At 60.0% G+C, this 25,107-nt stretch carries 31 protein-coding genes and 1 tRNA gene; 16 read left to right on the forward strand and 16 right to left on the reverse strand.

The window, feature by feature from the left end; translation table 11 throughout:
- Window positions 1-176 precede the first annotated feature (176 nt).
- Genes B8991_RS21465 through bfr form a run of 5 tightly spaced genes read left to right on the forward strand, consistent with a single transcriptional unit; the run spans window position 177 to window position 1,718 of the window.
- The gene (locus B8991_RS21465; protein WP_179141479.1) at window positions 177-344 is read left to right on the forward strand and encodes a hypothetical protein; all 168 of its coding nucleotides are present in this window, start codon (window positions 177-179) and stop codon (window positions 342-344) included.
- Window positions 341-508 (forward strand): hemin uptake protein HemP, encoded by a 168-nt coding sequence (gene hemP / locus B8991_RS11910; protein WP_084353221.1) that lies wholly within the window; start codon window positions 341-343, stop codon window positions 506-508. Before B8991_RS21465 ends, hemP begins: the two co-directional genes overlap by 4 nt.
- On the forward strand, window positions 505-978 hold the full coding sequence (locus B8991_RS11915) for a hypothetical protein (protein WP_084353222.1): 474 nt from the start codon (window positions 505-507) through the stop codon (window positions 976-978). The genes hemP and B8991_RS11915 overlap by 4 nt, the downstream gene beginning before the upstream one ends.
- Before the next feature lie 12 nt (window positions 979-990).
- On the forward strand, window positions 991-1,266 hold the full coding sequence (locus B8991_RS11920) for a (2Fe-2S)-binding protein (protein ID WP_084353223.1): 276 nt from the start codon (window positions 991-993) through the stop codon (window positions 1,264-1,266).
- On the forward strand, window positions 1,233-1,718 hold the full coding sequence (bfr, locus tag B8991_RS11925) for a bacterioferritin (protein ID WP_084353224.1): 486 nt from the start codon (window positions 1,233-1,235) through the stop codon (window positions 1,716-1,718). Before B8991_RS11920 ends, bfr begins: the two co-directional genes overlap by 34 nt.
- A 173-nt stretch (window positions 1,719-1,891) precedes the next feature.
- On the opposite strand, the gene B8991_RS11930 is transcribed toward bfr, so the two are convergent.
- From B8991_RS11930 to B8991_RS11940, 3 genes are all read right to left on the reverse strand, one after another.
- Window positions 1,892-3,262, reverse strand: a complete 1,371-nt coding sequence (locus tag B8991_RS11930) for an aspartate aminotransferase family protein (protein ID WP_084353225.1) — start codon at window positions 3,260-3,262, stop codon at window positions 1,892-1,894.
- Window positions 3,263-3,332: 70 nt separating this feature from the next.
- Window positions 3,333-4,808, reverse strand: a complete 1,476-nt coding sequence (locus B8991_RS11935) for an NAD-dependent succinate-semialdehyde dehydrogenase (RefSeq protein ID WP_084353226.1) — start codon at window positions 4,806-4,808, stop codon at window positions 3,333-3,335.
- A 126-nt stretch (window positions 4,809-4,934) separates the two neighbouring features.
- Window positions 4,935-5,420: an Lrp/AsnC family transcriptional regulator gene (locus B8991_RS11940; RefSeq protein WP_084353282.1), complete on the reverse strand. Its 486-nt coding sequence runs from the start codon at window positions 5,418-5,420 to the stop codon at window positions 4,935-4,937.
- A 283-nt stretch (window positions 5,421-5,703) separates the two neighbouring features.
- On the opposite strand from B8991_RS11940, the gene B8991_RS11945 reads away from it, so the two are divergent.
- Window positions 5,704-5,877 (forward strand): DUF1328 domain-containing protein, encoded by a 174-nt coding sequence (locus B8991_RS11945; protein WP_084353227.1) that lies wholly within the window; start codon window positions 5,704-5,706, stop codon window positions 5,875-5,877.
- Between the two features lie 73 nt (window positions 5,878-5,950).
- Here the strand turns inward: B8991_RS11945 and B8991_RS11950 are convergent, their stop codons facing one another.
- A complete protein-coding gene (locus tag B8991_RS11950; protein WP_084353228.1) occupies window positions 5,951-6,763 on the reverse strand; it encodes a response regulator in 813 nt (270 codons plus the stop codon).
- Window positions 6,764-6,869: 106 nt separating this feature from the next.
- Here B8991_RS11950 and B8991_RS21100 point away from each other — a divergent pair, with 106 nt between their 5' ends.
- Genes B8991_RS21100 through B8991_RS11960 form a run of 3 tightly spaced genes read left to right on the forward strand, consistent with a single transcriptional unit; the run spans window position 6,870 to window position 9,321 of the window.
- The gene (locus tag B8991_RS21100) at window positions 6,870-7,016 is read left to right on the forward strand and encodes a NepR family anti-sigma factor (protein ID WP_116599386.1); all 147 of its coding nucleotides are present in this window, start codon (window positions 6,870-6,872) and stop codon (window positions 7,014-7,016) included.
- On the forward strand, window positions 7,013-7,600 hold the full coding sequence (locus B8991_RS11955) for an RNA polymerase sigma factor (RefSeq protein ID WP_084353229.1): 588 nt from the start codon (window positions 7,013-7,015) through the stop codon (window positions 7,598-7,600). The genes B8991_RS21100 and B8991_RS11955 overlap by 4 nt, the downstream gene beginning before the upstream one ends.
- The gene (locus B8991_RS11960) at window positions 7,597-9,321 is read left to right on the forward strand and encodes a histidine kinase dimerization/phosphoacceptor domain -containing protein (RefSeq protein WP_084353230.1); all 1,725 of its coding nucleotides are present in this window, start codon (window positions 7,597-7,599) and stop codon (window positions 9,319-9,321) included. Before B8991_RS11955 ends, B8991_RS11960 begins: the two co-directional genes overlap by 4 nt.
- An 84-nt stretch (window positions 9,322-9,405) precedes the next feature.
- Here B8991_RS11960 and B8991_RS11965 read toward each other — a convergent pair whose 3' ends face one another.
- From B8991_RS11965 to B8991_RS21470, 4 genes are all read right to left on the reverse strand, one after another.
- Entirely contained in the window at window positions 9,406-10,464 is a 1,059-nt protein-coding gene (locus B8991_RS11965; protein WP_084353231.1) for an AI-2E family transporter, read from the reverse strand.
- Window positions 10,465-10,479: 15 nt separating this feature from the next.
- A complete protein-coding gene (locus tag B8991_RS11970) occupies window positions 10,480-10,905 on the reverse strand; it encodes a PRC-barrel domain-containing protein (RefSeq protein ID WP_179141480.1) in 426 nt (141 codons plus the stop codon).
- Window positions 10,906-11,551: 646 nt separating this feature from the next.
- Window positions 11,552-11,625, reverse strand: a tRNA-Gly gene (locus B8991_RS11975).
- 37 nt (window positions 11,626-11,662) lie between these two features.
- On the reverse strand, window positions 11,663-11,857 hold the full coding sequence (locus B8991_RS21470) for a hypothetical protein (RefSeq protein ID WP_179141481.1): 195 nt from the start codon (window positions 11,855-11,857) through the stop codon (window positions 11,663-11,665).
- A gap of 107 nt (window positions 11,858-11,964) precedes the next feature.
- Between B8991_RS21470 and B8991_RS11985 the strand changes: the two genes are divergently transcribed.
- Window positions 11,965-12,963 (forward strand): hypothetical protein, encoded by a 999-nt coding sequence (locus tag B8991_RS11985; protein WP_143514583.1) that lies wholly within the window; start codon window positions 11,965-11,967, stop codon window positions 12,961-12,963.
- Between the two features lie 91 nt (window positions 12,964-13,054).
- On the opposite strand, the gene aroE is transcribed toward B8991_RS11985, so the two are convergent.
- The 5 genes from aroE to B8991_RS12010 form a co-directional block, all read right to left on the reverse strand.
- Entirely contained in the window at window positions 13,055-13,873 is an 819-nt protein-coding gene (gene aroE / locus B8991_RS11990) for a shikimate dehydrogenase (RefSeq protein ID WP_084353235.1), read from the reverse strand.
- 157 nt (window positions 13,874-14,030) lie between these two features.
- Window positions 14,031-14,468, reverse strand: a complete 438-nt coding sequence (gene aroQ, locus B8991_RS11995; RefSeq protein ID WP_084353236.1) for a type II 3-dehydroquinate dehydratase — start codon at window positions 14,466-14,468, stop codon at window positions 14,031-14,033.
- Window positions 14,469-14,650: 182 nt separating this feature from the next.
- Window positions 14,651-14,989, reverse strand: a complete 339-nt coding sequence (arsC, locus tag B8991_RS12000; protein ID WP_084353237.1) for an arsenate reductase (glutaredoxin) — start codon at window positions 14,987-14,989, stop codon at window positions 14,651-14,653.
- On the reverse strand, window positions 14,989-16,047 hold the full coding sequence (locus tag B8991_RS12005; protein WP_084353238.1) for a quinone-dependent dihydroorotate dehydrogenase: 1,059 nt from the start codon (window positions 16,045-16,047) through the stop codon (window positions 14,989-14,991). The genes arsC and B8991_RS12005 overlap by 1 nt, the downstream gene beginning before the upstream one ends.
- 37 nt (window positions 16,048-16,084) lie before the next feature.
- Window positions 16,085-16,423 (reverse strand): DUF952 domain-containing protein, encoded by a 339-nt coding sequence (locus tag B8991_RS12010; protein WP_084353239.1) that lies wholly within the window; start codon window positions 16,421-16,423, stop codon window positions 16,085-16,087.
- Window positions 16,424-16,570: 147 nt separating this feature from the next.
- On the opposite strand from B8991_RS12010, the gene B8991_RS12015 reads away from it, so the two are divergent.
- The 3 genes from B8991_RS12015 to B8991_RS12025 all read left to right on the forward strand — a co-directional run bounded on the left by B8991_RS12015 (window position 16,571) and on the right by B8991_RS12025 (window position 19,869).
- Window positions 16,571-18,130, forward strand: coding sequence for a bifunctional metallophosphatase/5'-nucleotidase (locus B8991_RS12015; protein ID WP_084353283.1), 1,560 nt, complete (start codon window positions 16,571-16,573; stop codon window positions 18,128-18,130).
- A 179-nt stretch (window positions 18,131-18,309) separates the two neighbouring features.
- On the forward strand, window positions 18,310-18,615 hold the full coding sequence (locus tag B8991_RS12020; RefSeq protein ID WP_084353284.1) for a DnaJ family domain-containing protein: 306 nt from the start codon (window positions 18,310-18,312) through the stop codon (window positions 18,613-18,615).
- Between the two features lie 66 nt (window positions 18,616-18,681).
- Window positions 18,682-19,869, forward strand: a complete 1,188-nt coding sequence (locus tag B8991_RS12025; protein ID WP_084353240.1) for a class I SAM-dependent methyltransferase — start codon at window positions 18,682-18,684, stop codon at window positions 19,867-19,869.
- On the opposite strand, the gene B8991_RS12030 is transcribed toward B8991_RS12025, so the two are convergent.
- From B8991_RS12030 to B8991_RS12040, 3 genes are read right to left on the reverse strand one after another with little or no spacing between them, the layout of a single operon-like run.
- Window positions 19,813-21,171, reverse strand: coding sequence for an MATE family efflux transporter (locus B8991_RS12030; RefSeq protein ID WP_084353241.1), 1,359 nt, complete (start codon window positions 21,169-21,171; stop codon window positions 19,813-19,815). The genes B8991_RS12025 and B8991_RS12030 overlap by 57 nt on opposite strands.
- A 1-nt stretch (window position 21,172) precedes the next feature.
- A complete protein-coding gene (locus B8991_RS12035; protein ID WP_084353242.1) occupies window positions 21,173-21,682 on the reverse strand; it encodes a PaaI family thioesterase in 510 nt (169 codons plus the stop codon).
- Entirely contained in the window at window positions 21,679-22,107 is a 429-nt protein-coding gene (locus B8991_RS12040; RefSeq protein WP_084353243.1) for a PaaI family thioesterase, read from the reverse strand. Before B8991_RS12040 ends, B8991_RS12035 begins: the two co-directional genes overlap by 4 nt.
- Window positions 22,108-22,225: 118 nt before the next feature.
- Here B8991_RS12040 and B8991_RS12045 point away from each other — a divergent pair, with 118 nt between their 5' ends.
- From B8991_RS12045 to B8991_RS12055, 3 genes are all read left to right on the forward strand, one after another.
- Complete coding sequence (locus B8991_RS12045) at window positions 22,226-22,597, forward strand: MerR family transcriptional regulator (protein WP_084353244.1); 372 nt, start codon at window positions 22,226-22,228, stop codon at window positions 22,595-22,597.
- 220 nt (window positions 22,598-22,817) lie between these two features.
- Window positions 22,818-23,225: a MerR family transcriptional regulator gene (locus B8991_RS12050; RefSeq protein WP_084353245.1), complete on the forward strand. Its 408-nt coding sequence runs from the start codon at window positions 22,818-22,820 to the stop codon at window positions 23,223-23,225.
- Between the two features lie 31 nt (window positions 23,226-23,256).
- A complete protein-coding gene (locus B8991_RS12055) occupies window positions 23,257-25,035 on the forward strand; it encodes an acyl-CoA dehydrogenase C-terminal domain-containing protein (protein ID WP_084353246.1) in 1,779 nt (592 codons plus the stop codon).
- Window positions 25,036-25,107 lie beyond the last annotated feature (72 nt).

Consider the following 25,107-nt stretch of genomic DNA (forward strand, 5'->3'; position numbering starts at 1 on the left):
ATCTCATCGACAGTCAGCGCAGATCCGTCAGACCCGTGGCGAAGACTGACAAAGAAATTTAATACACGACAGAAAGAGTCGGATTGACATATCTGACTAAATAAGTCACCTAATGGGTGTCCAGCCACCCCACCTGCATCCGGGGAAGCCCGACCACATCATGTGGAGGTATCCCAATGCAGAAATCCTACGACGAACCCACCTATGAACACGTTCAAAGCACCGAACCCCCCGCCTGCCGGTCAGAGCTATGGAGCCTGGCCGAAATCAACAGGGCACCAGGCGGGGTCAGCTTTGAATGGCTGCTCGACCATTTCACGGACCGGGTGGAGGCCGTGAGATGACCGCCCAAATCCCGAACAGAACGCCAAGTGCGGCGGTCCCTGCCCTGCCCCGCTATGAAGCGACGGATCTGACCTGTGGCGGCGATCTCGCGGAAATCGTCCTTGGCGACCAGATCTACCGTCTTCGCATCACGAAGGCCGGCAAGTTGATCCTGACCAAATGACCCAGACAGCACATAATCGCGGCGGCGCGCCCGTCGGCTACCTCACGGAACTTGGCCCGGTCGAGGCCGGTGCAGTCCTTTATCTGCGGCTCTGGTGCGACGGTGCCGAGGCGCAGCAGCAGGTCTGGAACGACTTCTCGACAAGTCTGGGCGCACAGCATGGCCGTTCGGCGCTGCGCAACCTGGAGGATCTGTGCCAGCTTTGCGCGGATCACGGCCGCCGTCCGCTGATGCGGCACCATGTTACCTGCAAATGTCTTGGCGCGGACGAGGCATGTTTTGCCAATTTTGTCGGTGCCGCCACTGACGGTGCCCGCGAAGACGCGATGTTGATGGCAACCTTGCTGGTTCGACCGGACGTCGCCCCCTCTATCGTCGAACTTGCCCAATCACTTGGCCTCGCGCTGCGCAGGATGGCGCGTCATGTTCCTACATCCACTCATCGCCAACCTGCCGAAACCTTGCACTGAAAGGGGTGCCGCATGATCGTCTGCCATTGTCAGAACATCACCCACCAAGACATTGATGCAGCCATTGACTGGATGCGCGCGGCGGATGAGACTACACTGATCACTCCGGGTAAGGTCTATCGCGCATTGGGCAAATCCCCTGATTGCGGCGGCTGCATGTCGCTGTTTCTTGGCACGATGCGCAAGAACGATAATCTGGAAGTCCCCATGAACCTCCGCCGCCTGCGCGGCGGAGAAACACAGGAAAACCAAGCATGCAAGGCGACACCAAAGTCATCCAACATCTGAACGACGCACTTCGGGCCGAACTGACAGCGGTCAGCCAATACTGGCTGCATTACCGTCTGCAAGAGGACTGGGGGCTGGGTCACATGGCCAAGAAAAGCCGCGAGGAAAGCATCGAGGAAATGCACCACGCAGATAAATTGATTGCCCGCATCCTGTTTCTGGGTGGTCATCCGAATCTGCAAAAGCTGGATCCGCTGCGCATCGGCGAGACCGCCAAGGAAACGCTGGAATGCGATCTGGCGGCAGAGCTTGACTCCGTCGCGATGTACAAGGAAGCCCGCAAATATTGCGAGTCAGTCGGTGATTTCGTGTCCAAGAATATTTTCGAGGAACTTCTGACCGACGAAGAAGGCCATGTCGATTTCCTGGAAACACAGCTCGATCTGATGACGAAAATCGGCGAAGAGAAATACGCGCAACTCAACGCCTCGACAATGGATGAGGCCGAGTAACGCGGGAGCTTTCACAAGGCAGCAAGCAATCGGGGCAGGTCAATCGACCTGCCCCGAAACGCTTTGGAAACCGCCTGAATGAGTGATGCTGTCCGGTTTTGTTCGCGGCATCGAACGGCACCAATCTTCGTTCCCGACGATGGAAACCAAGACCGGTGCCGCCCCCTGTACAGTTAACCAAGAACCTGCGCCACGGCCTCGGCCGTCTTGGACGCGATCTCGTCCGCCTGATCTTCAGTCAGGCAGAACGGCGGTGCCAGCCCCAGAATGTCGCCCTGCGGCATCGCGCGACCAATCACGCCGCGTTCCAGAAGTGCGGCAGCGATGCTCGGCCCGACCTTGGCGGATGGGTCGAAAAATTCGCGCGTTTCACGGTCCTTGACGAATTCCACGGCGCACAACATGCCTTCACCCCGAACATCACCGACATTGGCATGTTCGCCCACTGCCTCGGCCATGACCTTGTTGAGATATGCGCCCACCGTGCCGGCATTCTCGATCAGGTTCTGCTCGTCCAGCAGCTTCAGGTTGGCCACACCCGCAGCCGCGCCGATCGGATGCGCGGAATAGGTCCAGCCATGCCCGATGGGGCCGTTTTCATCCGTGCCCTGCTCCAGCACCTTCCACATCTTGTCAGAGACAATAGAACCCGACAGCGGCGCATAGGCCGAGGTCAGCCCTTTGGCGATGGTGATAAGATCCGGCGTCATCCCGTAATGCGTGGACCCGAACATGCTGCCCAGACGGCCAAAGCCGGTGACGACCTCATCCGCGACCAGCAGGATGTCGTGGCGGTTCAGCACTTCCTGAATGGCCTCCCAATAGCCAGCGGGCGGTGGCACGATGCCACCTGTGCCCAACACCGGCTCGCCGATGAAGGCGGCGATGGTGTCGGGACCTTCGGCCTGGATCAGCTCTTCCAGCTCTGACGCGCAATGGGCCGAGAATGCCTCCTCGGTCATCTCCTGCTTGGGACGGCGGAAGTAATAGGGCGCTTCGGTATGGATCACCTGCGCCATCGGCAGATCGAATTTCTTGTGGAACAGTTCCAGCCCGGTCAGCGAGCCTGTGACCAGCCCGGACCCGTGATAGCCGCGCCACCGGCTGATGATCTTCTTCTTCTCGGGACGACCCAAGATATTGTTGTAATACCAGATCAGCTTGACGTTGGTTTCGTTCGCATCCGATCCTGACAGCCCGAAATAGACCTTGGACATATGATCGGGCGCGCGATCAAGGATCATCTTGGACAGGGTGATCGACGCCTCGGTGCCATGGCCGACATAGGCATGATAATAGGCCAGCTCGCGCGCCTGACCGGCAATCGCCTCGGCGATCTTTTGTTGCCCGTAGCCCACGTTCACGCAGTACAGCCCGGCAAACGCATCCAACAGGCGCGTGCCCTCGCGGTCGGTAATGTGACAGCCCTCGCCGCCGGTGATGACGCGATGCGGCGCGTTGCCCCGCGCGAATTCGGCAAGATGTGTCGAAGGGTGGAAAAAATTGTCCCGGTCCCAGGCTTCGAGTTGATCATTCTTCAGCATTGTCAGTTCCTTTGCGTAATTTCGTAGCGTCGGCGTTCAAATCCCTGACCAGGTCCGGACGCCGCAAAAGTCATGCCCAGTCACGACAGACGTATTTGATTTCCATGAACTGTTCCATGCCCCGACGCGCCCCTTCGCGACCAAGGCCCGACTGCTTCACCCCGCCAAAGGGGATCGGCGCGCCCGTCACCTTGGTGCGATTTACGGCGACCATGCCGAATTGCAGCGCCCGGCTAACCCGGTAGATTCGGCGCGGATCATGGCTGTGGACATAGGCGACAAGACCGTATTCGCCCGCGTTGGCACGGGCCACAACCTCGGCTTCGGTATCGAAGGGCGTCAGGGGCGCCACCGGGCCGAAGGTTTCCTCGGACATGATGGCAGCATCGTCCGGCACATCCGTCAGCACCGTCGGTTCATAAAACAGTGGACCGAGCGCATGGCGTTTGCCGCCTGCGACCAGCTTCGCGCCCTTGGCCAGCGCATCCGCGACATGCGCCTCTTGCTTGGCGATGGCGGCTTCGTTCATCAGCGGCCCAAGGTCACAATCCTGAGCGCCCGGCCCGATGGTCAGCGCCTTGACGGCTTCGGTAAACCGGGCGCTGAACTCTGCATAGATGGCGCGTTCCACATAGATGCGGTTGGCGCCAAGGCAGTCCTGCCCGGTGGTCGCGAATTTCGCCTTGATCGTCTCGGCCACGGCTTTATCGAGATCCGCGCCCTTGAATACGATCACCGGCGCATGCCCGCCCAATTCCATGACCAGCCGTTTGATCGTGTCGGCAGAGGCGCGGTACAGCAGCCGCCCCACCTCTGTCGAGCCGGTGAAGGACAGCGCCCGCACGCGGCTGTCATCCGTCCAGGGCGGCACCACGGTCGAGGCGCGCCCGGTGACGACGTTGAACACGCCCGCAGGCAGGCCCGCACGTTCCGCCAGTTCCGCCAGTGCCAGCGCGGAAAACGGCGTCTCATGGCTGGGATGGGCGACCACGGTGCAGCCTGCCGCCAGCGCGGCCGCGGCCTTGCGGGTCAGCATTGCTGCGGGAAAGTTCCACGGTGTAATCAGCGCCACGACGCCGACAGGTTCCAGCCACAGTTCAACCTCTGCATCGGGCAGATGGCTGGTGACACCCTCGATATTCGGGCGCTTGGCCTCTTCGGCGTAAAATTCCACGAAAGACGCGGCATAGTCGATCTCGCCGCGCGCCTCGGACAGCGGTTTGCCCTGTTCGGCGACCATCAGCCGGGCCAGATCTTCGTGGTGCTGGATCATCAGATCGAACCAGCGGCGCAGAATGGCGGACCGTTCCTGAGGCAGCCGACCCGCCCAACCATCAAATGCGGCTTGTGCGGCATCCACGGCCCCAGCGCTTTCGGTGGCGGACAGGCTGGCAACCTCGCCGATCACCCGGCCCGTCGCGGGGTCTGTCACATCGACAACATCCCCGGATGCCGCAGCACACCATTTGCCGTCAACATAGGCAAAGCTGCGTTGCAATCGGGCATCTTCAAGCGCAAGAGCGTCAGGCAATTTCACGTCATACATGGCAACACCTCCGGGATTGTTGCCCGTAGTATCGCCCTCGCCGTCCAGCGGTTGAGGCTGAAATCACCTGACTCGAAAGAAAATTCGACTATATGAAGCGGTCAAGGCAGACGATTCCTCTGCCGCTTACTCGTCTATCCCTGCAAGCAGCGCCAGAGGCGGGGGATTTGGTCCCTTCACCGGTTTGGTCACAATATAGGTAAAATAGCGCGCCAGGCCGATGCGGGCCTCCAGCATGCTGTCAATCAGGCGTTGATAGGCGTCAATATCGCGGGTGACGACCTGCATCAGATAATCAAAACCGCCGCCCAAGGCCCAGCAGGCCGTGACCTCGTCATACCGGTGCAGCGCATCCTCGAACACGCGGAAGGTGGCGGCAGTGTGATCGGCAAGTTCCACGGCGACAAAGACGAACACATGCGGGCCAAGCTTGCGCAGATTGACCTGCGCGCCGTAGCCGTCGATCAGGCCTGCCCGCTCCAGCTTGCGCAGACGTTCCCAGCAAGGCGTGGGCGACAATCCCACGGCCTCGGCAAGGGCGGCCTTGGTGATGCGCCCGTCCCGGCTGAGCACCGTCAGGATTTGCAAATCGCGCGCGTCGAGCCGCTGCATCATGTAACCAAAGGAGAAATCTGGAGGATCACTTTCTGGACGTCCTTAGGAAACATGCGCCTGCACTGCGCTTTGTTCCTAGCACGGACGCGCGTGCGTCCGCAAACCTCGTACATCATGGCTCGGGACGGCCCCCGAACCTGACTTTGCACAACGCATTTAAAGACATTTTGTTCCAATCAGATCGCCAAAAATACTCTGGAACCGCTCCGCCGATCTCGGCGTTTTCCTCTCACAACGCGTCAGAACGACGCGACGAAAACACACTGAAAGGAGGCCCCCTATGCTTGGTTGGGCACTGACATTTCTTGTAGTTGCACTGATCGCCGCGTTGTTCGGCTTTGGTGGCATAGCCGGCGCGTCTGCCGGTATCGCACAGATCCTGTTCTTCATCTTCGTGGTGCTGTTTGTCATTGCGATGATCGTACGCGCTTTCAAAGGACGACCGCCGGTCTGACCGCACGGCTTGGATCACATGAAAAGGGCGGTCGATGTGACCGCCCTTTCGCGTTTAGCCGTTGCGTAATAGTTCAGGCATTCAATGTTTCTGTCGACGCAAAGAACATTGCCTGACTGATCGCGGATTGCACCTGTTCTTCCGAGTAAGGCTTGGTGATGACGAATGCAGGCTCCGGTCGCTCGCCGGTCAAAAGGCGCTCGGGGAAGGCGGTGATGAAAACCACCGGGATCTCTCCTGCTGCGGACAGAATGTCATTCACCGCGTCAATCCCCGAAGACCCATCAGCAAGCTGGATATCCGACAGGATAAGGTCAGGGCGCTCTTTCTGAGCCAGCGATACAGCACCGTCGCGGGTCCGCCCGACACCAGTGATGGCATGCCCCATATCCGCAATGATGCTTTGCAGGTCCAGCGCGATCACGGCCTCGTCTTCGATCACAAGAATACGACCAGACAGGCTGGTTTCCATCTCGCGGCGCGCGATCGTCAGCAACTCTTCGGCCTCTTCAGCCGAAATCTGCATGATCGACCCGATGTCGCGATGAGAGAAGCTCTCGATCGTGTAGAGCAACAAAACCTCGCGGGTGTTCGGCGTCAGATCGGCCATATGCGCCTGAGCGCGGCGCCCAATCGCTGTCTCGTCCTCTGCGACGGGCGCGCCCGCGCTGGTCCAGATGACGTGAAAGGCCCGAAACAGCGCAACCTTGGGGTCAAGCTCGGCATCAAAGATCGTCCGATCCTCCAGCAAAGCCTCCAACGTGGCGAGCGCGTAGTTGTCCCCCGTGGTCTGGCTACCCGTCAATGCGCGGGCGTAACGCCGCAAGTAAGGCAACAGGCTGCCAACTGTTTCCGCGAAATCCGCAGCGGAGCGACCATCCGTCATTTTTTCGTACCTCTTGTGTTTTTCTTGGAACCTAACGTTCCTCTGTGGCGTTCGGTTCCCGTGTTGTGCAATTTTTTGGCTAATAGAAGTGGTGCAGGGGAACAGGATGGCTCTACCAAACCGAAAGTCTGGCTTAGAAGAACAGATAGAGGAAAACCTTCGCAAGGTTTACCAGAAAACTGTCGAAGAGGATGTGCCGGACAGGTTCAAGGCGTTGCTGGAAAAGCTTAAGGCACAGGAAGCCAATAAATGAGCGACTTAGAAGCCTCGGAAGAGCATTCCGACCCGCGCGATGAGATCGTGCAGCACCTTCCGTCGATGCGGGCCTTTGCGTTGAGTCTGACGCGAAACGGCTCTGCCGCGGATGATCTGGTGCAGGACACGGTTGTCAAGGCGTGGAACAAGATCGACCATTTCGAACCCGGTACCAATATGCGCGCCTGGCTGTTCACCATCCTGCGCAACACCTTCTATTCGGACCGTCGCAAAAGCCGCCGCGAAGTCGCGGATGTCGATGGGTCCTTTGCCGAAACCCTGTCCGAGAAGCCGCATCACGACGGACGTCTCGCGATGCGCGATTTCGAAGAAGCCTTTGCCAAGCTTGCAGACGAACAGCGCGAGGCGCTGATCCTCGTGGGCGCATCAGGTTTTTCCTATGAAGATGCTGCCGAAACCTGCGGCGTCGCCATCGGCACCATCAAGAGCCGCGTCAACCGCGGACGGTCCAGATTGGCCGAATTGCTGGATTTGCACAGCGATGACAGCATGGAAATGACTGACAAAGCGACGATGGCGGTCGTCAATGGCATGATTCCGCCGGGCAGATTTTCGGCGTGATACGCAGACTTCGCGGCGCGAGCGATGGCCTCGCCTTCAGGTTTGGTGTCATGCTGGCCGCCGCGTTGTTGCCGCTTGGTCTGATATCGGTTTCGCAAACCGCTGTGGTGGTTGAGAAGTCCCGCCGCAATGCCGAAGCCAACCTGCTTGCGATGACGGCCGCTGCGGCCGGCGGTGAAGAAGGCCTGCTGCGCAACGCCTTTGGTGCCGCGCAGGCAATCTCCAGCTTTGTTCCGTTGATTCGTGATGACCCTGCGCTATGCACTTCGGTCCTGAAGAACTATCTGGACACATCCAGCACCTACAGTTTTGCGGGCTTCATCAATTCGGACGGCATTGTCGAATGTTCTTCTTCGCCGCAGCAACTGAACCTGTCCGGCAACAAACTGTACTTGACGATGAAGGAAGATCCCCGCCCACGCGTCACCATGTCAGCGTCAGGCTCTGTCAGCGGTGTGCCGGTGATCGTCGTGTCGATACCCATCATCAACAATGGTGAATTTATCGGACATGTTTCGGTGTCTCTGCCCCACGGCCACCTGCATTCTCGCGACAACGACGTGAAGAAAGACAGCCCGCTGGACCTGGTGCTGTTCAACGACACCGGCGAGATCCTGTCGGCCAGTGGCGGCATGAACGGGGTAGAGGTACGTTTGCCGGCAGGACGGCCCTTGCAGAAATTCATTGGCAAGCCACAGCAAAGCTTTACCGGCATCACCCGGATGGCTGAAGAACGTGTCTTTGCCGTCGTGCCGGTTGTGCCTGGATTGATATACGCGCTTGGCAGTTGGCCATCGAAGGTGAACTCGATCACCGCCGGGGCGATCCGCTTGGCAATTCCGCTGCTCTTCCCGGTGCTGATGTGGCTGGCAAGCCTTGCCGTCGCCTATGTGGCGGTCGAACGGCTGGTGATCCGTCCCACTCGAAACCTGCGGGCACGGATGCTGATGTTCATGCGGTCCCGCGCGATTCAGGCACCACGGCAGGACATGATCACCCCTAAAGAGCTGCGTGAAATCGATGAGACCTGGCACCGGCTGGCCGTCAGCGTTTTGCGCGACGAAGCCGAGTTGGAAGATATGATCCATGACAAGACGGTGTTGTTGAAAGAAGTCCACCACCGGGTCAAAAACAATCTCCAGCTCATCGCTTCGATCCTCAACATGAAGATCCGCAAATCCACCAATGACGACGCGCGCGTCGCATTGCGCGATGTACAGGGTCGCGTGATGAGCCTCGCGACCGTTCACCGCAACCTTTACGAAACCTCGCTTCAGGGCCGGGTTCAGGCCGACGAGCTGGTGAAGGCCATCGTTGACCGCGTGGTTTCGGCGGGCAGTTTGCCGGAAAGCCGGATCAAGATCCGTCAAAGCGCGGACCGCGTGATCCTCTATCCCGATCAGGCCGTGCCTCTTAGCCTCGCCGTTTCCGAGGCTGCAAGCAATGCGTTGAAATATATTGGCAAGCCCGCAAATGGTGGTCAGCCGTGGCTGGAAGTCACCCTGCGCGAAACCGAGGATGCCAACGCGGTGCTGCGCGTCGCGAATTCGCTTGGCGAACGTGTCACCGAAGCAAGTGCGTCAGCCGATAGCGGGGGGTTGGGATCGCAATTGATCGCGGCGTTCGTGGCGCAGCTTGAAGGAACGATGGACGTCACAGAGGACACCGAAATGTTCGTTCTGGAAATCAATTTTCCCATAGCCGAGTTCAAGGAAAAGTAACGCAATACCGTTCTGATGCAAGTTTACGCCGCTGGCGCATGATGTTCGATCTCATGTGCCAGCGACTTGATATGCAGGGCCGTTTCAGATTGCAGGCGTACCTGTCGCCGCCTCTTCCTCTGCCAGCGTCGCCAGCCCATCATAGACCGCAATGAACCACACCAGGAGCGGGATCGCGACGATACCCCCCAGCGGCCCCCAAAGCCAGAGAAACAGGCACAGCGACAGGAATACCAAGAGCGGATTCACATTCATTTGCCGGCCGACCAGCGTCGGCGTCACAAATTGTGCCTCGATCAGGTTTAGCCCCACATAGGCAGCGGCCGGCACAAATGCCATACCTCCGGTAAAGACCGCTGGACCTGCGATGAGCGCAGCCGTGGCAACAAGGGCCGGCCCAAGGTAGACGACAAAGTTCAACAGGCCTGCAACCGCACCCCAGATAATATAACCCGGCATTCCGATCAGCTTGAACACAAGCGCGACGCAGACCGCATAGCATACATTGATGATCGTTATGGTCAGCGAGTAGCGGGCAACCAGCCGGTCGGCCTCGTAGAACTTCAGCGCGGCGGCCTTGGAATTGACGGTCGAAAGCTTGCCCAACCAGCGATAGACATCACTGCGACACAGCAACAGGAAATACAACGCCCCGAGGAAAATCATCACCTGGCCTAACAGCGCAGGTGCCAGAAACATCAGTTCAGTCAGACTGGGAAACGATTTGCTTGCTTCATCGACGGCATCGCCACCGGCTTCACCTGTTGAATTGGATCCCAAGGCACCTGTGACCTCGCGCGACACATCGTCAATGTCACGCAGCAGCCCGCGCAGGCTCCATACCATTTCGCGCATCCCACCGCGTATGCTCGGCCATTTTTCATACAACCCGTTTGCGACGGGTTCCAGCAACACGGCCAGCACGACGATCACCAGGACGCATAAAAACAGTGTCATTAGGCTCGACGCTGTTGCGGGCAATCCGGTGCGCTGCCAGAAATCGGAAATCGGCGTCAGTACGATGGCGAACACAAACGCCAGCGTAAAAGGTGCAAAGACGGGTTTGGCAAAATACAACGCGGCAATGACTGCCACCGCAGCGAGGATTGTCAGCTGCCAATGCTGGCGTATGTTGGAATGCATCCGCGGGGCTCGCCCTTAACCTTCGAACCGCGGCAAGCGGTCCAGTTCGGCGTTGCTGACCAGAAGTTGCACGGCCGGATCACGCGTTTCACCGTCCAATCCGCGCATCGCCAGTTGATCAAGGCCAAGATCGACGCGATGCGCGCCCAGTCCCAGAAAACCGCCAATCTCGACGATTGCACCGGTTACGCGACCATCCGGCCCGACGCGCACTTCCGCTACGGTGCCAACCGTATCGGATTGTTCGTCAAAAACCGGAAGTCCGTGCAACACATCGAAATCCACGACCGCAGGGCTGGGCAGGTCAGTCGCAGCGTGGATCGCGGTGGGCGTTGACATTTCGGTGTCGGCCCAAAGCCCCGCGACAGCGGTGGCACCAGTCAAGACGACACCTGCCATGATTGCAGCGCTTGCGCTGAGGGTCAAAAACTTGCGGGGCATGGACTGTCCTCCTTTACGACCGATTCTCGGCCTGTGCTGGGCAATCAACGCCCGCTGAACGCCATTTGTTCCGCTTGCCGTGCAAGCATGGCCATCATGTGAGATCCGGCGACCGGGTATTGAGGTATTGAGAAAAATTGACACGCCCATCGGATCCGCACCCGATGGGCGTGTCGATAGCAGAGATGCGCCAGTAAACAGGTGCTCTCTTCTCTGCTCTGCGCCACCGGGGGGAGGGTCCCGAAGGCGCGCATTCAGCTCCCGGTCAGGTCGCGGCAAATCTGAGGGAGGAAGATTGCCGCGACCTGACTACCTGCCGTAAATTGGACAAGCAGTTTAGTGCCTGAAAATCCAACCTTCCGAGATTTGATTGGTTCCACACGGATTGAAAGAAATTTACCGTCAGGCTGAACGCCGATGAGAATTGCCAGGTTTTCGCACGATATACAAAGGTTCGACACCCCAGCTTGCCCGGGCCCAACGCCCTGCATTGACCTGCACGATCGCCGAGAAGCTGCATCACCGTCGCGCGCCGCGAGCATGTTTTCATATCCATCTCGCGCGGCCATCGGTCCAATGCAACAAGCGAAAACCACGCACAGCCACAAGCGGCATTGTCACGGACGTCTATAATATCTGAAAGGCTTGGAGCGGGCGACGGGAATCGAACCCGTATCATCAGCTTGGAAGGCTGAGGTCTTACCATTACACAACGCCCGCTCGACGACTCTTCACTTATTTCAGCCTTGTTCCGGCGTCAAGCGCTGGCAGCCGTTTCGTTGAAACGCTCCGGTTTTTTGCCGGGCGTTTCGGGGCAACCAAACAGCAAATGATCAGCTTCGGCTCCCCCGAAGAAGCAACAGGTGTACCGCAACCGCACCCAGCCGACGGCGCGCAATCTCACGAATGCCACGCCGCCGGGCGGTTTTGAACGGGGCAAAATCCAACGCATGCCGACATAGCCAAGCCTTATGCGCAACTGACAGATTTCATGTTAGACTGCGCAGCAGGACCTTACATCAATCTGAGGCATCGGTCGTGACCATCCGCAAAGTGGACTTGCGTTATTTTACAATCGCACTGGTTCCGATCAGCATTTTCTGGATGCACGGTGTAATTTCCGACCATATTTTCGCCACCGATCTGGCGGTTCCAAGCGCCATTTTGCAAGAAGGTCGGCATTGGCTGGAAGCGGCGGGCCGGTTCAGGTTCATTGCGGCAACATGGTTTTTTGGCGCTCTGGCCCTGCTTGCCGTTGCGCTGGTGATCCGGGACATCGCGGGACCGATCTCGCGCGCCACCCGGATCGCGGCAATCGGCACGTTGCTGTTCATTCTTTATCTGGCGATGACACCCACAATCGAGCAGAACGCATCCCCCGATGCGCCACACGTCTATCACCGGCTGGGCGCAGACCTGTTCGAATCCGCTTTGTCCCGCGGCAACCTGCCCGGCTGTTCGGGACCTCAGGATATGTGGTTGCTGGGGCGTTGCGGTGAGATTCCCGTCATATCCCTGCTCAACCGCGTGCTGGATATCATCAACGGGCTGGCGGGGCTTGGCGTGGGCGCGCTGATCGTCGGCATGATCCTGTGTCTGGAACGCGGCGGCGGCAACACGCGCGAGGAAGAGGCGGCGCAACTTGCGCAGAATCTGGTCAGGATGCGGCGACAGCTTTACCTGTCCAGCCTGATCCTGACCTTCGGCATGTTCTTCGCGACAAGCTGGATGTACTGGCCGCTGCCTCTGGTCATGGAGGCAGAGCGGAACGCTTACGGGACCGTCGTTCTGGCCTCCGCGCTGTTCACCGGCACATATTTTTGCCTGCTGATCCTCAGTTTCTATCTGCCGGTCGCGCTTGTTCTGGATGGGCGCATCAACAGACTCGCCCAAAGTGCCGCCCAAGTTTCAGATGAGGGCGAGCGCACCGATGTCGACGATTGGATGGAGGCACGCGGCCTGAAATTCAGCACCAGTGACCACCTGCGTGCTGGCTTTGCCGTCACCGCACCGATCCTTGCTGCATTTGCGGGCGGGATTTCCCCGATAGCTCTATAGGCGCGGTGTTTTCTATGCGGATTAAGGTGTCGGATTGTCCGGCGGTCAACAGCCAGACCATTCACCGACCAGCCGGTAGACTGCTGATAACTCACACCAGCGGCACCGTCAGATCCCGTATCAACGCGGCTGTGTCGGGACGTTGTTCTCGCCACCAGGCATAGGCCTCGGCCGCCTGTTCAACCAGCATCCCGACGCCATCCGCCAGGACCGGCACACCCATCCCTTGGGCCTGCCGCAAAAACCCTGTCAGTCCCTTTGCATAGACCAGATCATAGGCCAGCCCTGTCCCCTCGAACACTGCATCCGCGACCTGTGGGCGCGTATCGAACAGGCTGGCTGAGGTGGCATTCAGCACGATGTCATGCCCCGCACTCAAACTGTCATAGCCTGTCGCGCGGATCTCGCCGAAGCGGGTCAATTCATCGGCAATCGCCTGCGCCTTGGCAACGGTCCGGTTGGCCACAACCACCTGCGCCGCCCCGGCCCTGAGGATCGGCAGCGCCGCGCCGCGTGTCGCCCCGCCCGCGCCAAGGAAAAGCACACGCTTGCCCGAGACCGCTTGGCCCAGATTGTCCGCGATATCGCGCAGCAAACCGACCCCGTCGAAATTTTCGGCAATAATGCGTCCATTCTCGAATTTCAGACAGTTGGAAGCACCTGTCAGAGCAGCGCCTTCGCAACGTTCATCCGCCGCCGCAAAGGCATCGGTCTTGAACGGGACGGTGATATTGATGCCCCGGCCTCCTTCGGAGATGAACTGATCCAGCCGGCTGCGAAACCCGTCTTGCGGTGCCTCAACCGCCTCGTAGGACATGTCGTCGTCAAACTGCGCGGCAAAGCTGCGATGAATGAATGGTGATTTCGAATGCCCGATGGGGTTGCCGAAAACGGCGTAGCGGTCCGTCACGTCCTGTTCTTCCTTATCGCCTGAGCACTTTTGCCGGTCCCTGCCTCACAGACGCCGCGATGTAAACGTCGCACGGTCAGCTTTGTTGCAATATCACCCGCTGCCCTGTCGCGGCCGCTGCGACCATCCGCAAGGCCTCTGGCCCCGGTGCATACGGTCATGCCAGAAGACGACCCATGCGCCGCAGCGCCAACGCGTAACCTTCAACGCCAAAGCCCGCGATCACCCCGTCAGCCCGCTGGCTGACATAGGAATGATGGCGAAAGCTTTCGCGCTGGTGGACGTTGGAAATATGGACCTCCAGCACCGGCCCGTCGAAGGTGTTCAGCGCATCCAGCACCGCGACCGAGGTATGGGTCAGCGCTGCGGGATTGATGATGATGCCCTGTGCCGCGTCGCGCGCCTCGTGAATCCAGTCGATGATCTGGCCTTCCCAGTTGGACTGCAACAGCCGCGTCTTTAGGCCAATTTTTTCGCCCAGCTCGGCGCAGACGGCCTCCACATCGGCAAGCGTATCGTGGCCGTAGATCTCGGGCTGGCGTTTGCCCAGAAGGTTCAGGTTCGGGCCATTCAGAATATAGACGGTCTTGGTCACGGGGCGTGTCCTTGGTTTGGTGGTCCTGCTTGCAGGGCTTGGCGAGCAATCTGCCCCCCTGCCCGCCTTTTGGCAAGCGGCGGACACGCGGCAGGTCGGGCAGTACCCTTGCAGCACCGGCACTTCGGTTTGGTCCGAATTCACCGCGTCCGGAGACAAGCCAAGGGGCTGCCTTGTCGGTTTCAGGTGAGGGTCAGCAGTTTTTCGGTCGGACGTCCGATCACCGCGCGATCGCCTGCGATCAGCACCGGCCGCTCGATCAGCTTTGGATGCGCTTCCATCGCAGCAAACAGTTCCGCGTCATCGCTGTCTTTCGTCAGGCCCAGCTCTGCAAATAGCGGGTCTTTGGACCGCATCATTGCAAACACAGGCAGGCCCAGCGCCGCGCGCATTGCTTTCAGTTCCGACACGGAGGGCGGGTCGTCAAGATAGCGGCGCACCGTCGGTGCCACGCCGTTCTCCTCAAGCAGCGCCAGGCCCTGCCGGGACTTGCTGCATCGGGGGTTGTGCCAATATTCCATCAAAGCCAGTCCTCCCTTGCGGTGCCGACCGCATCCGCCACATTATCGAACCCGTCCCGCGCCAACAGCCGGTCAAGGCCCCTTGCGATCTCTTCCACAAGGCTCAGCCCGCCATAGACCAGAGCGGTATAAAGCTGCACGGCGCTCGCCCCGGCGCGGATCTTGGCATAGGCCTGTTCGGCAGAGCCGACGCCCCCCACCCCGATCAGCGGCAGGCGGCCTTCGGTCAGCACCGACAGTTGCGCCAGGACGCGGGTGGACTTCTCGAAAAGGGGCGCGCCGGACAGCCCGCCCTTTTCGGGCGCATGGCGGCTGCGCAATCCAGCGCGGTCCAGCGTCGTATTGGTGGCGATCACCGCATCAACGCCCGAGGACAGCGCGACCTCTGCCACATCCGCCAATTCATCCGGCGTCAGGTCCGGCGCGATCTTCAGGAAGACCGGCACCCGCCGGTCCATGCCGTCACGCACCTGCATCACCCCGGCCAGCAACGCGGCCAAGGCTGCCTTGCCCTGTAGGTCGCGCAGCTTTTCGGTGTTGGGGCTGGAGACGTTGACGGTCGCAAAATCCAGCCATGTGCCGCAATGGCCCAACACGCGGGCAAAATCCGCAGCCCGGTCCCCGCTATCCTTGTTGGCCCCAAGGTTCAGGCCGATCACCGCATCGCGGGGACGTTTCGCCAGCCTTGCGGCAATCGCCTCCATCCCGTCATTGTTGAACCCGAACCGGTTGATCGCGGCAACATCCTCGGTCAGGCGGAACAGACGCGGCTTGGGGTTGCCGGGTTGCGGGCGCGGTGTTGCGGCCCCCACCTCGACAAAGCCGAACCCCGCACGGCCAAGGCCCAGAAGTGCTGTTGCGTTCTTGTCGAACCCGGCCGCCAGCCCGATCGGATTGGTCAGGTGCAGCCCCGCCACCTCGCAGCGCAATCTGTCTGACGTCACCAGACCGGGGGACGGCGCGACGCCAAGTTGCAATGCCCGCAGTGCCAGCCCATGCGCGGTTTCCGGATCCATATGGCGAAAAACCCGCAGCCCGGCCTGTTCAAACAAGCTCATATCCGCACGCCCGGATCTGGGTGGCAAGCGACGTTGCTCATGCCATATCCCGCGGGAAGTCATGTGTCCCATTCACCAAGGGCAAGGCGCAGGACCACACAATGTCCTTGCGCCTCAGCGGTCCATAAAGATGCGGAAACTCGGCACCTGCGCGCGCGACCTCCCATTTCAGGGCATCGCCCATTGTCTCGGTATCGAACGCGGCCAGAACCAGCCCGTCCTCCCCGGCGAAATGCTTGGCGGCTGTCTCGCGGACTTGCAGCGCGGTTGAAAAATGAATGTAGCCATCGGCCACGTCGATCGGGGCACCGGCGGTTTCGCCCGAGACCTCCAGCGCCTGCCATTCGGCGGCGCGCAATATCTTGTAGATCAGCATGACGTTGAGATGCCTTCTGGACGGCTTATCGTCAAGCGTCATGCAATTGTGACAAAAACCGCCGATGACGTTGCGACGGGCTTTGACTTAGCCCGACGGAAGCGGCACGATCCTGCGCATAAGACTTCCGACAGAGAGGAACTGAACATGTCCATCCGCCTTTTGACCGGTGCCGCCGCTCTTGCGTTGACCGCAGGTGCCGCCGCCGCAGATTATTCCCTGACGATCCTTCATACCAATGATTTCCACGCCCGGTTCGAACCTATTTCAAAATATGATTCCCCCTGCTCGGCGGAAGACAACACGGCGGGCGACTGCTTTGGCGGCTCCGCGCGTCTGGTCTCGGCGATCGAGGAAGCGCGCCAGCGCAGCAACAACGCAATCCTCGTCGATGGCGGCGACCAGTTTCAGGGCACGCTGTTCTATACCTACTACAAGGGTAAACTTGCTGCCGAAATGATGAACAAGATGGGCTATGACGCGATGACCGTGGGCAACCACGAATTCGACGACGGCCCCGAAGTTCTGCGCGGCTTCATGGATGCGGTCGATTTCCCGGTGCTGATGTCCAACGCCGATGTCTCGGGCGAGGAACTGCTGGCCGATGTGCTGATGAAATCCACCGTGATCGAGCGGGGCGGCGAAAAGCTGGGCCTGATCGGCCTGACACCGCAGGACACGGATGAACTTGCCAGCCCCGGCAAGAACATCATCTTCACCGATCCCAGCGATGCAGTGCAGGGCGAGGTCGACAAGCTGACCGAACAGGGCGTGAACAAGATCATCGTGCTGTCGCATTCCGGTCTGAACGTCGACAAGACGGTGGCCGAAAACACCACGGGCGTCGATGTCATCGTGGGCGGACATGACAACTCCTTGCTGTCCAACACGATCGAAGGTGCCAAAGGCCCCTACCCCGTCATGGTCGGCAACACCGCCATCGTGCAGGCCTATGCCTATGGTAAATTCCTTGGCGAGTTGAACGTGACCTTCGACGACGAAGGCAACATCACGGAAGCGGTGGGCGAGCCGATCATCCTTGATGGCGGCGTCACCGAGGACGAGGCAACAGTTGCGCGCATCACCGAAGCTGCGGCTCCGCTGGAAGAAATCCGTAACAAGGTCGTCGCCGAAACTTCCGAGGCCATCGAAGGCAACCGCGATGTTTGTCGCGTGATGGAATGTTCGATGGGCAATCTGGTGGCTGACGCCATTCTGGCACGGGTCAAGGATCAGGGCATCGAGATCGCCTTTGTGAACTCCGGCGGTCTGCGCGCCTCCATCGACGCGGGCGAAGTGACCATGGGCGAAGTGCTGACCGTGCTGCCGTTCCAGAACACGCTGTCCACCTTCCAGGTGTCCGGCGCGACCGTGGTCGAGGCGCTTGAAAACGGTGTCAGCCAGATCGAGGAAGGCGCGGGCCGTTTCCCGCAGGTGGCGGGCCTGACCTTCACAGCCGATCCGTCGGCAGAGCCGGGCAGCCGCGTGTCCGACGTCATGGTTGACGGTGCGCCGATCGAGCCCGAGAAAATGTACGGGGTTGTCTCCAACAACTACGTCCGCAACGGCGGTGATGGCTACAAGATGTTCATCAATGCCGAGAACGCCTATGACTTCGGCCCGGACCTGGCCGATGTGACCGCCGAATATCTTGCGGAAAATGGCCCTTACACGCCCTACACGGATGGACGCATCACGCTGAAGTAACCCTGAGCGACTTGTAAATTCTGCGCAGGCTCCGGCATCAAGCCGGGGCCTGTTTCGTTTCAGCACAGGCGATGCACGACACGTCCGCGTGCAAAACCGTTGCTTTTTTGAGGACGCGCGCGAAAATGACACCGCCGATCGCGGATGTTATGCTTATGCGATGCCAAGAGGATCCGCAGATGGACCACCCGCTCATTGACCTCGTAAACGCCCGTATCCGCGCAGCAGAGGCGGAAGGTGCTTTTGACAACCTGCCCGGCGCGGGCAAGCCCTTGCCGCCTTGTGACGATCCGGAAAATGCGCTGATCAATCGCCTGATGAAAGAAAACGGCGCAGCTCCTGAATTCGTCTCCTTGTCGCGCGAACTGGCGCGACTGCGTGCGGAATTGCGCGACGAAGGCGACCGCACCAGGCGACACGAGATCATGAAGGAAATGTCGATGATGGAGGCGCGGATCGACATCGCGCGCAAGTCCGCGCGCTAGGTTTTGTCTTTCCCGCATCCGCGTGCCAGATTGCCCGCGCAACCGCCGCGTCAGGAAAGGCAATCAATGGTCACTGTGTCCGAACAATACGAAGCCTATCCCTATCCTGAACGCGATCCGGCAGACGAATCCAAACGCCTGATCGAAGGCTCGCCCAGCCATCCGCATGAGATTGACCATTTCCTGTTCACCGGCCAGCGCGACTGGTCCAGGCCGTTCCGCGTTCTGGTCGCAGGCGGCGGCACGGGCGACGGGCTGATCATGTTGGCGCAGCATCTGGCAAATGCAGGTCATCCGCATCAAATCACCTATGTCGATCTGTCCACCGCCTCACGACGAGTGGCGGAGGCCCGCGCGAAGGCGCGTGGCTTGACCAACATCACCTTTCACACCGGCAGCCTGCTCGACGCGCCCGACCTTGGCACGTTCGACTACATTGATTGTTGCGGCGTGTTGCATCACCTGCCCGAGCCGGCACAGGGCTTTGCCGCCCTTCGGGCCGCCGTCGCCCCGGACGGGGGGCTTGGCTTCATGGTCTATGCGCCTTACGGACGATCGGGCGTCTATCCCCTACAACAGGCGTTCGGCGCATTGCTGGAGGGTCTTGCCCCCGCCGAACGGCTGGCCAAGGCGCGGCAACTGGTTGAACAATTGCCCGAAGACCATCCGTTCCGGCTGAACCCGCATCTCGTGGATCACCGGCAAAGCGACGCGGGTTTCTACGACCTGCTGCTGCATTCACAGGATCGCGCCTTCGATGTCGCGTCTCTGATGTCTGTGCTCACATCCACCGGATGGGAACTGGCCGATTTCACCCAACCCGCGCTGTATGATCTGTCGCGCATCGCGGATGTGCCGGGCCATCTGGACCGCGCTGCGGCCATGGCCACCGCCGAGAAACTGCGCGGCACGATCAAACTGCATGTGGGCTATGCCGCGCCTGCGGGCCGTGGCGTCCGCGTCGCATCGGGAAGCAACCGCAGTGCCGTGCCGCATCTGCGCGGCGTCGGGGCAAAGCCCTTGGCGCAGGCCATCGCACAGCGCAAACGCCCAAAGCTGACAGTTTCCGGCGTCGAGACAAGGCTTGATCTGCCGAAACAGGCCGCGCCGCTGATCGCAGGCATCGACGGACGCAACAGCGTGGCGCAAATCCTCAACGCGGCACGGCTGGACCCGATGCAGGCCAGCACGCTTTGGTCACAGGTGGATGGTGCCCTGCGTCCCTGGGGGTTGCTGGTCTATTCCGGGTTCTGAAGCAGCAGCCTCCAACGCCGGATAGCGCAACCACAGGAACACGCCGCGCGCGATGAAGAAAACCAACTGTGCCAGCCATAGTCCGTGATTGCCAAGGCTGGGCACCAGCAGCAGCACCGAGCCGACATAGACCACAAAGCTGAGCGCCATCATGTTGCGCATATCCGCACTGCGGGTGGCACCGATGAAGATCCCGTCCAGCATCCACGCCGCCGTACCGGCCAGTGGCGCAAGTACCATGTAGGGCAGATAGAGCCGCGCCTCGGCGCGCACTTCCGGCGCGTCTGCCATCAGATCAATGATGATCCCGCCAAGCAAGGCGAAGGCCACCACCATGACAAGGCTGGTGACCAGCCCCCAGATACTGGTGACAATGGCACTGCGGCGCACACGCGCCACGACGCCCGCGCCAAAGGCCCGCCCCACCAGCGCCTCGGCCGAGAAGGCAAACCCGTCCATCGCGGCGGCGGTGATGTGCAGAAATTGCAGCAGCACTTGATTGGCCGCCAGCGTCACATCCCCGAAATCCGCGCCAAGGAACAGGAAGGAGACAAACCCCACCTCCAACAGCGCCGACCTGATCAGAATATCCGTGTTCACGCCCAGCATCCGCTTGAGCCGTACCTTGTCGAACACCCGCGCCCAATCGCGCCAGTCCGGCACACGGAAGGCTGCCCGGCACAGCCACAGCCCAAGGGCAAGGCCGCTCCATTCCGCAAGGAACGTGGCAATCGCGACGCCGCTCACACCCCAGCCAAGCTGAAGGACGAAAACAAGGTCCAACACTACGTTCAGCCCGTTCATCCAGAGTTGCAGCACAAGCACGGCGCGGGTGCGTTCCTGTGCGATCAACCAGCCGCTGATACCGAAAAGCGCGATGGCGGCAGGGGCAGACCAGACGCGGATGGCCAGATAATCGCGGGCCATGCCCTCGACCTCAGCCGAGGCAGGCGACAGATGGAAAGCTCCGGCGAAAATCAACTGTTGAAGGGCGATCAGGGCGACACCCGCCGTCAATCCAATCATGATCACGCGGGTCAGCAAGGCCGCAACCTCGGCGGTATTGCCCGCACCGGCTGCCTGACTGGTCAACCCGACGGTTCCCATGCGCAGAAAGCCGAACATCCAGTAGATCGCGGTCAGGATGATCGCGCCGATCCCCACGGCACCGATCGGCGCGGCCTCACCCAATTGTCCGACAACGCCGGTATCCACGACACCGAGGATTGGCACGGTGGCGTTGGCCAGCACGATCGGCAGCGCAATTTTCAGAACCCTGCGATGCGAAATATCCTGCGTCATTTCAGACATCGGTGCGCGGCATCAGAAAGTGTCCCGTGGCCTGAGCGATTGGCCGGTCACGATTGTCCTGCCAGGCATAGGCGTTCACGCTGGCATAGCGTCGTCCGGACCGGGTGACATGTGCGCGCGCATAGCCATCACGCGGCAGACCGGATCGCAGAAAATCCGTCGTGAAGTCGATGGTCTTTGGCAGGCGCGGCAGCGTACCCTTTTCCAGCGTGGCAACGTCGATACGCCCGGTCTCGATCCCTTCCCACAGCATTGCCCAGCTAAGACCGATGATAGCCGTGACCTCAAGAAATGCCGCCGTCACCCCGCCATGCAAAGCAGGAAGGAGCGGATTGCCGATCAATTTCTCATCATATTTCAGCACCGCAGTCAGTTCGTCCCCGCGCCGATCAAAGCTGATACCAAGGAATTGCGCATAAGGCACGCCTTCGACCAGCGCGCTGAGGGCGGTATCGCGCCGCTGTTTGACGACCTGCACGGGTTCGGGAGTTTTGCGGATCATGGTTTTGCTGGCTCCACCGTAAACGCGCCGGTGGCCGTCGCGACGGGATTTTCGGCATCTTCGTCTGTTGCCACCGCGCGCACAAAGGCAACCGAGCGGGTCACATGATAGCAGGTCGCACGCGCGGTGATCGCCTGCCCCGGCGTTGCCGGGCGCATGTAGTCGATGCGCAGGTCGATGGTCGCGGTGACGGATGGCAGGTCCGGGTGACTCATCACCGCGGCACCGCAACAGGTGTCCATCAGTGCCGAGACCGCACCGCCATGGATCACCCCGGTCACCGGGTCGCCGATAAACTTTGCATCATACGCCATGCTGATTTCGGCTGTGCCCTCACCAATGTCCCCAAGCTGCATGCCAAGTGCCTTGGCATGTGGGATCGCCTGAATGAAGTCCCGCGCCATGCGGGTTCGTTTATCGCTCATCGGTCTGGGTGTCCTGCTTCTGCCCCGCGTTTATGGGCCGCTTCGCACGCGGGCTGCAACCCCACCTGTTGCCCTTCGCGCAGACCACGCTAGACTTGGATTCAGGAGAATCCAAAGCATGTCCGACACCCGCCTCAGTTTTAAGGAAATGTGCACGCGTTTCGACGTCACGCCGCGCACCCTGCGCTATTACGAATATATCGAACTTCTACAGCCAGAGCGTGACGGCCGCTCGCGGTTCTATGGCGCGAAGGAATGCGCACGAATGACGCTGATCATGCGGGGACGCCGCTTCGGTTTTCAACTGGAAGAGATTCGCCAGTGGCTTATGATCTATGAGAACGAAGGCACGGAGGCGCAGAACCGGCTGTGGGTCGAGGCCGCAACCCGCCAGTTGGGCGAGCTTGACGAACAGCGCCGCCAGCTCGACGAAGCGCAGGCAGAACTGCGCGCGCTGCGCGACGAGGTCGCCGCATCGCTGAAAGACTGAGTCGCTCTGACCTCGGGTAAGCAATACAAACATTTTACCAAGCGGTAAAATTAAAGCGCTTTGAAAGATAGTTTCAGGCCGAACCGGCTGACGCGACATGATCTTACGTCAACAGCAATTTGACGTAGCGTTGCGCCTGCGCAAACAAAATTCCCATTGTATGAATGCTCTCAGAAAGCCACCTACAGTCCATATAACCTTACGAGTGGAGGCCTAGGTGATGAATGACGTTAATGAGACGATGACAATACGGGAGATGTGTGACGCATTCGACGTGACCCCCAGAGCGCTACGGTTTTACGAAGCCAAGGAACTGCTGTTTCCGATCCGCGAAGGCCAGAAACGCCTGTTCACCCATCGTGACCGTGCCCGGCTGAAGCTTATTTTGCGCGGCAAGCGTTTTGGGTTCAGCCTGGAGGAGATCCGACAGCTTCTTGATCTCTACCATGTTGGCGATCAGCAGCAGACGCAGCTGACGCGCACCGTCGAAATAGCAAAAGACCGGTTGGATGACATGATCCGCCAGAGGGACGAGTTGAACTCTGCCATCGCCGAACTCGACGACCAGATAAAATGGGGTGAAAAGATGCTCACCTCGATGAACCAGACCAAGCGGGCGGCCGAATAGGGACTGCCCCGCCATCTACCGGAGGACCCAAATGCCCAGTTATATCGCTCCCACAAAAGACATGCAGTTTGTGCTGCATGAAGTGCTCAACGCCGCAGAAACCGGCATTCCCGGCTATGACGAGATGGAAGCCGATTTCACCGGTGCTGTCCTGGAAGAGGCGGGCAAGCTGGCGACGGAAGTGCTGGCACCGCTGAATACGGTGGGCGATACAGAAGGCTGCGTGCTGGAAAACGGCGTTGTGCGCACGCCGTCGGGCTTCAAGGAAGCGTTCAAGCAGATGCAGGACGGCGGCTGGACCGCGCTGGACTGTGACCCGGAATTCGGGGGTCAGGGCATGCCTTACCTGCTGAACACTGCGGTTGGCGAGATTTTCGTCGGCGCGAACATGGCGTTCAACATGTATCAGGGTCTGACGCATGGTGCCTATTCGGCGATCCACACACATGGCACCGACGACCAGAAAGCCACCTATCTGCCCAAGTTGGTCACTTGCGAATGGACCGGCACGATGAACCTGACCGAGCCACATTGCGGCACCGATCTGGGCCTGATGCGCACCAAGGCGGAACCACAGGATGACGGCAGCTATCAGATCACCGGGCAGAAGATCTTCATCTCCGCAGGCGAGCATGATCTGGCCGACAACATCATCCATCTGGTGTTGGCCAAAATTCCGGGCGGTCCCGAAGGTATCAAGGGCGTTTCGCTGTTCATCGTGCCAAAGTTCCTGGTGAATGACGACGGCAGCCTTGGCGCACGAAATGGCGTGACCTGCGGCAAGATCGAAGAAAAGATGGGCATCCACGGCAACTCGACCTGCGTGATGAATTACGACGGTGCCACGGGCTTCCTGTTGGGCGAGGCGCATAAAGGCATGCGCGCCATGTTCACCATGATGAACGAGGCCCGGCTGGGCGTTGGCCTGCAAGGCTATGCACAGGCCGAAGCCGCCTATCAGAACGCCGTGATCTACGCCAATGACCGCCTTCAGGGCCGTGCCGTCACCGGTGCCGAAAACCCCGATGGCCCCGCCGATCCGCTGATCGTGCATCCGGACATTCGCCGCAGCCTGATGGATCAGAAAAGCTTTGTCGAAGGCGCGCGGGCCTTCACCTTCTGGGGCGCGCATCTGATCGACAAATCGCACCGCTCGGATGACAAGGACGCCGAAGGGCTGGTCTCGCTTCTGACCCCTGTCATCAAGGGGTTCCAGACCGACAAGGGGTTCGAGATGGCCGTGCAGGCGCAGCAAGTCTATGGCGGCCACGGCTATATCGAAGAATGGGGCATGTCGCAATTTGCGCGCGATGCCCGGATCGCGATGATCTACGAAGGCGCGAATGGCATTCAGGCGCTGGATCTGGTCGGCCGCAAGCTGGCACAGGATGGCGGCAAGCACGTCATGGCGTTCTTCGAATTGGTCAAGACCTTCATCAAGGATAACGGCGGCGATGAAGCCTTCGACAAGGCTTTCCTTGATCCGCTGAAGGCCGCCTCAAAGGATCTTCAGGCGGCGGGTATGTATTTCATGCAGCAAGGCATGAAGAACCCCAACAACGCGCTGGCCGGGTCGTATGACTTCATGCACCTTTTCGGCCATGTCTGCCTTGGTCTGATGTGGGCGCGCATGGGTCTGGCCGCGAAAACCGCACTGGATGGCGGTGCCTCCGACGCGGAATTCTACGAAACCAAGCTGGCAACCGGGCGCTATTACATGGCACGTCACCTGCCCGCCACGAAGATGCATCTTGCGCGCATCGAAAGCGGTGCCGACACTGTCATGGCGTTGGACGCCGCAAACTTCTGACGACTGCGGGTGGGGCCAACGCCCCACCCTCTTCCGCCCCACGTCTTGTTCCGGTGTTCCGCGCCGAAATCA

The organism is Primorskyibacter flagellatus, assembly GCF_900176485.1.
In the GTDB taxonomy this organism is placed as follows: Bacteria; Pseudomonadota; Alphaproteobacteria; order Rhodobacterales; family Rhodobacteraceae; genus Primorskyibacter; species Primorskyibacter flagellatus.

Bases quoted from the DNA above. Each gene is read 5' to 3' on its own strand.
- B8991_RS21100 (WP_116599386.1), top strand. From the start codon at position 6,870: ATGGCTCTACCAAACCGAAAGTCTGGCTTAGAAGAACAGATAGAGGAA.
- B8991_RS12030 (WP_084353241.1), bottom strand. From the start codon at position 21,171: ATGACGCAGGATATTTCGCATCGCAGGGTTCTGAAAATTGCGCTGCCG.
- B8991_RS12010 (WP_084353239.1), bottom strand. From the start codon at position 16,423: ATGCTGATCTACAAGATATTGCGCGCCGCCGAATGGCAGGCGCTGGAG.
- B8991_RS11965 (WP_084353231.1), bottom strand. From the start codon at position 10,464: ATGCATTCCAACATACGCCAGCATTGGCAGCTGACAATCCTCGCTGCG.
- B8991_RS11920 (WP_084353223.1), top strand. From the start codon at position 991: ATGATCGTCTGCCATTGTCAGAACATCACCCACCAAGACATTGATGCA.
- B8991_RS11935 (WP_084353226.1), bottom strand. From the start codon at position 4,808: ATGTATGACGTGAAATTGCCTGACGCTCTTGCGCTTGAAGATGCCCGA.
- B8991_RS12020 (WP_084353284.1), top strand. From the start codon at position 18,310: ATGGACCACCCGCTCATTGACCTCGTAAACGCCCGTATCCGCGCAGCA.
- arsC (WP_084353237.1), bottom strand. From the start codon at position 14,989: ATGGAATATTGGCACAACCCCCGATGCAGCAAGTCCCGGCAGGGCCTG.
- B8991_RS12035 (WP_084353242.1), bottom strand. From the start codon at position 21,682: ATGATCCGCAAAACTCCCGAACCCGTGCAGGTCGTCAAACAGCGGCGC.
- B8991_RS12005 (WP_084353238.1), bottom strand. From the start codon at position 16,047: ATGAGCTTGTTTGAACAGGCCGGGCTGCGGGTTTTTCGCCATATGGAT.
- B8991_RS21465 (WP_179141479.1), top strand. From the start codon at position 177: ATGCAGAAATCCTACGACGAACCCACCTATGAACACGTTCAAAGCACC.
- B8991_RS12040 (WP_084353243.1), bottom strand. From the start codon at position 22,107: ATGAGCGATAAACGAACCCGCATGGCGCGGGACTTCATTCAGGCGATC.
- B8991_RS11955 (WP_084353229.1), top strand. From the start codon at position 7,013: ATGAGCGACTTAGAAGCCTCGGAAGAGCATTCCGACCCGCGCGATGAG.
- B8991_RS12055 (WP_084353246.1), top strand. From the start codon at position 23,257: ATGCCCAGTTATATCGCTCCCACAAAAGACATGCAGTTTGTGCTGCAT.
- B8991_RS11930 (WP_084353225.1), bottom strand. From the start codon at position 3,262: ATGCTGAAGAATGATCAACTCGAAGCCTGGGACCGGGACAATTTTTTC.
- B8991_RS21470 (WP_179141481.1), bottom strand. From the start codon at position 11,857: ATGCGTTGGATTTTGCCCCGTTCAAAACCGCCCGGCGGCGTGGCATTC.
- B8991_RS11915 (WP_084353222.1), top strand. From the start codon at position 505: ATGACCCAGACAGCACATAATCGCGGCGGCGCGCCCGTCGGCTACCTC.
- bfr (WP_084353224.1), top strand. From the start codon at position 1,233: ATGCAAGGCGACACCAAAGTCATCCAACATCTGAACGACGCACTTCGG.
- B8991_RS11970 (WP_179141480.1), bottom strand. From the start codon at position 10,905: ATGCCCCGCAAGTTTTTGACCCTCAGCGCAAGCGCTGCAATCATGGCA.
- B8991_RS12015 (WP_084353283.1), top strand. From the start codon at position 16,571: ATGTCCATCCGCCTTTTGACCGGTGCCGCCGCTCTTGCGTTGACCGCA.
- B8991_RS11945 (WP_084353227.1), top strand. From the start codon at position 5,704: ATGCTTGGTTGGGCACTGACATTTCTTGTAGTTGCACTGATCGCCGCG.
- B8991_RS12050 (WP_084353245.1), top strand. From the start codon at position 22,818: ATGAATGACGTTAATGAGACGATGACAATACGGGAGATGTGTGACGCA.
- B8991_RS11940 (WP_084353282.1), bottom strand. From the start codon at position 5,420: ATGCAGCGGCTCGACGCGCGCGATTTGCAAATCCTGACGGTGCTCAGC.
- B8991_RS12045 (WP_084353244.1), top strand. From the start codon at position 22,226: ATGTCCGACACCCGCCTCAGTTTTAAGGAAATGTGCACGCGTTTCGAC.
- B8991_RS11950 (WP_084353228.1), bottom strand. From the start codon at position 6,763: ATGACGGATGGTCGCTCCGCTGCGGATTTCGCGGAAACAGTTGGCAGC.
- B8991_RS12025 (WP_084353240.1), top strand. From the start codon at position 18,682: ATGGTCACTGTGTCCGAACAATACGAAGCCTATCCCTATCCTGAACGC.
- hemP (WP_084353221.1), top strand. From the start codon at position 341: ATGACCGCCCAAATCCCGAACAGAACGCCAAGTGCGGCGGTCCCTGCC.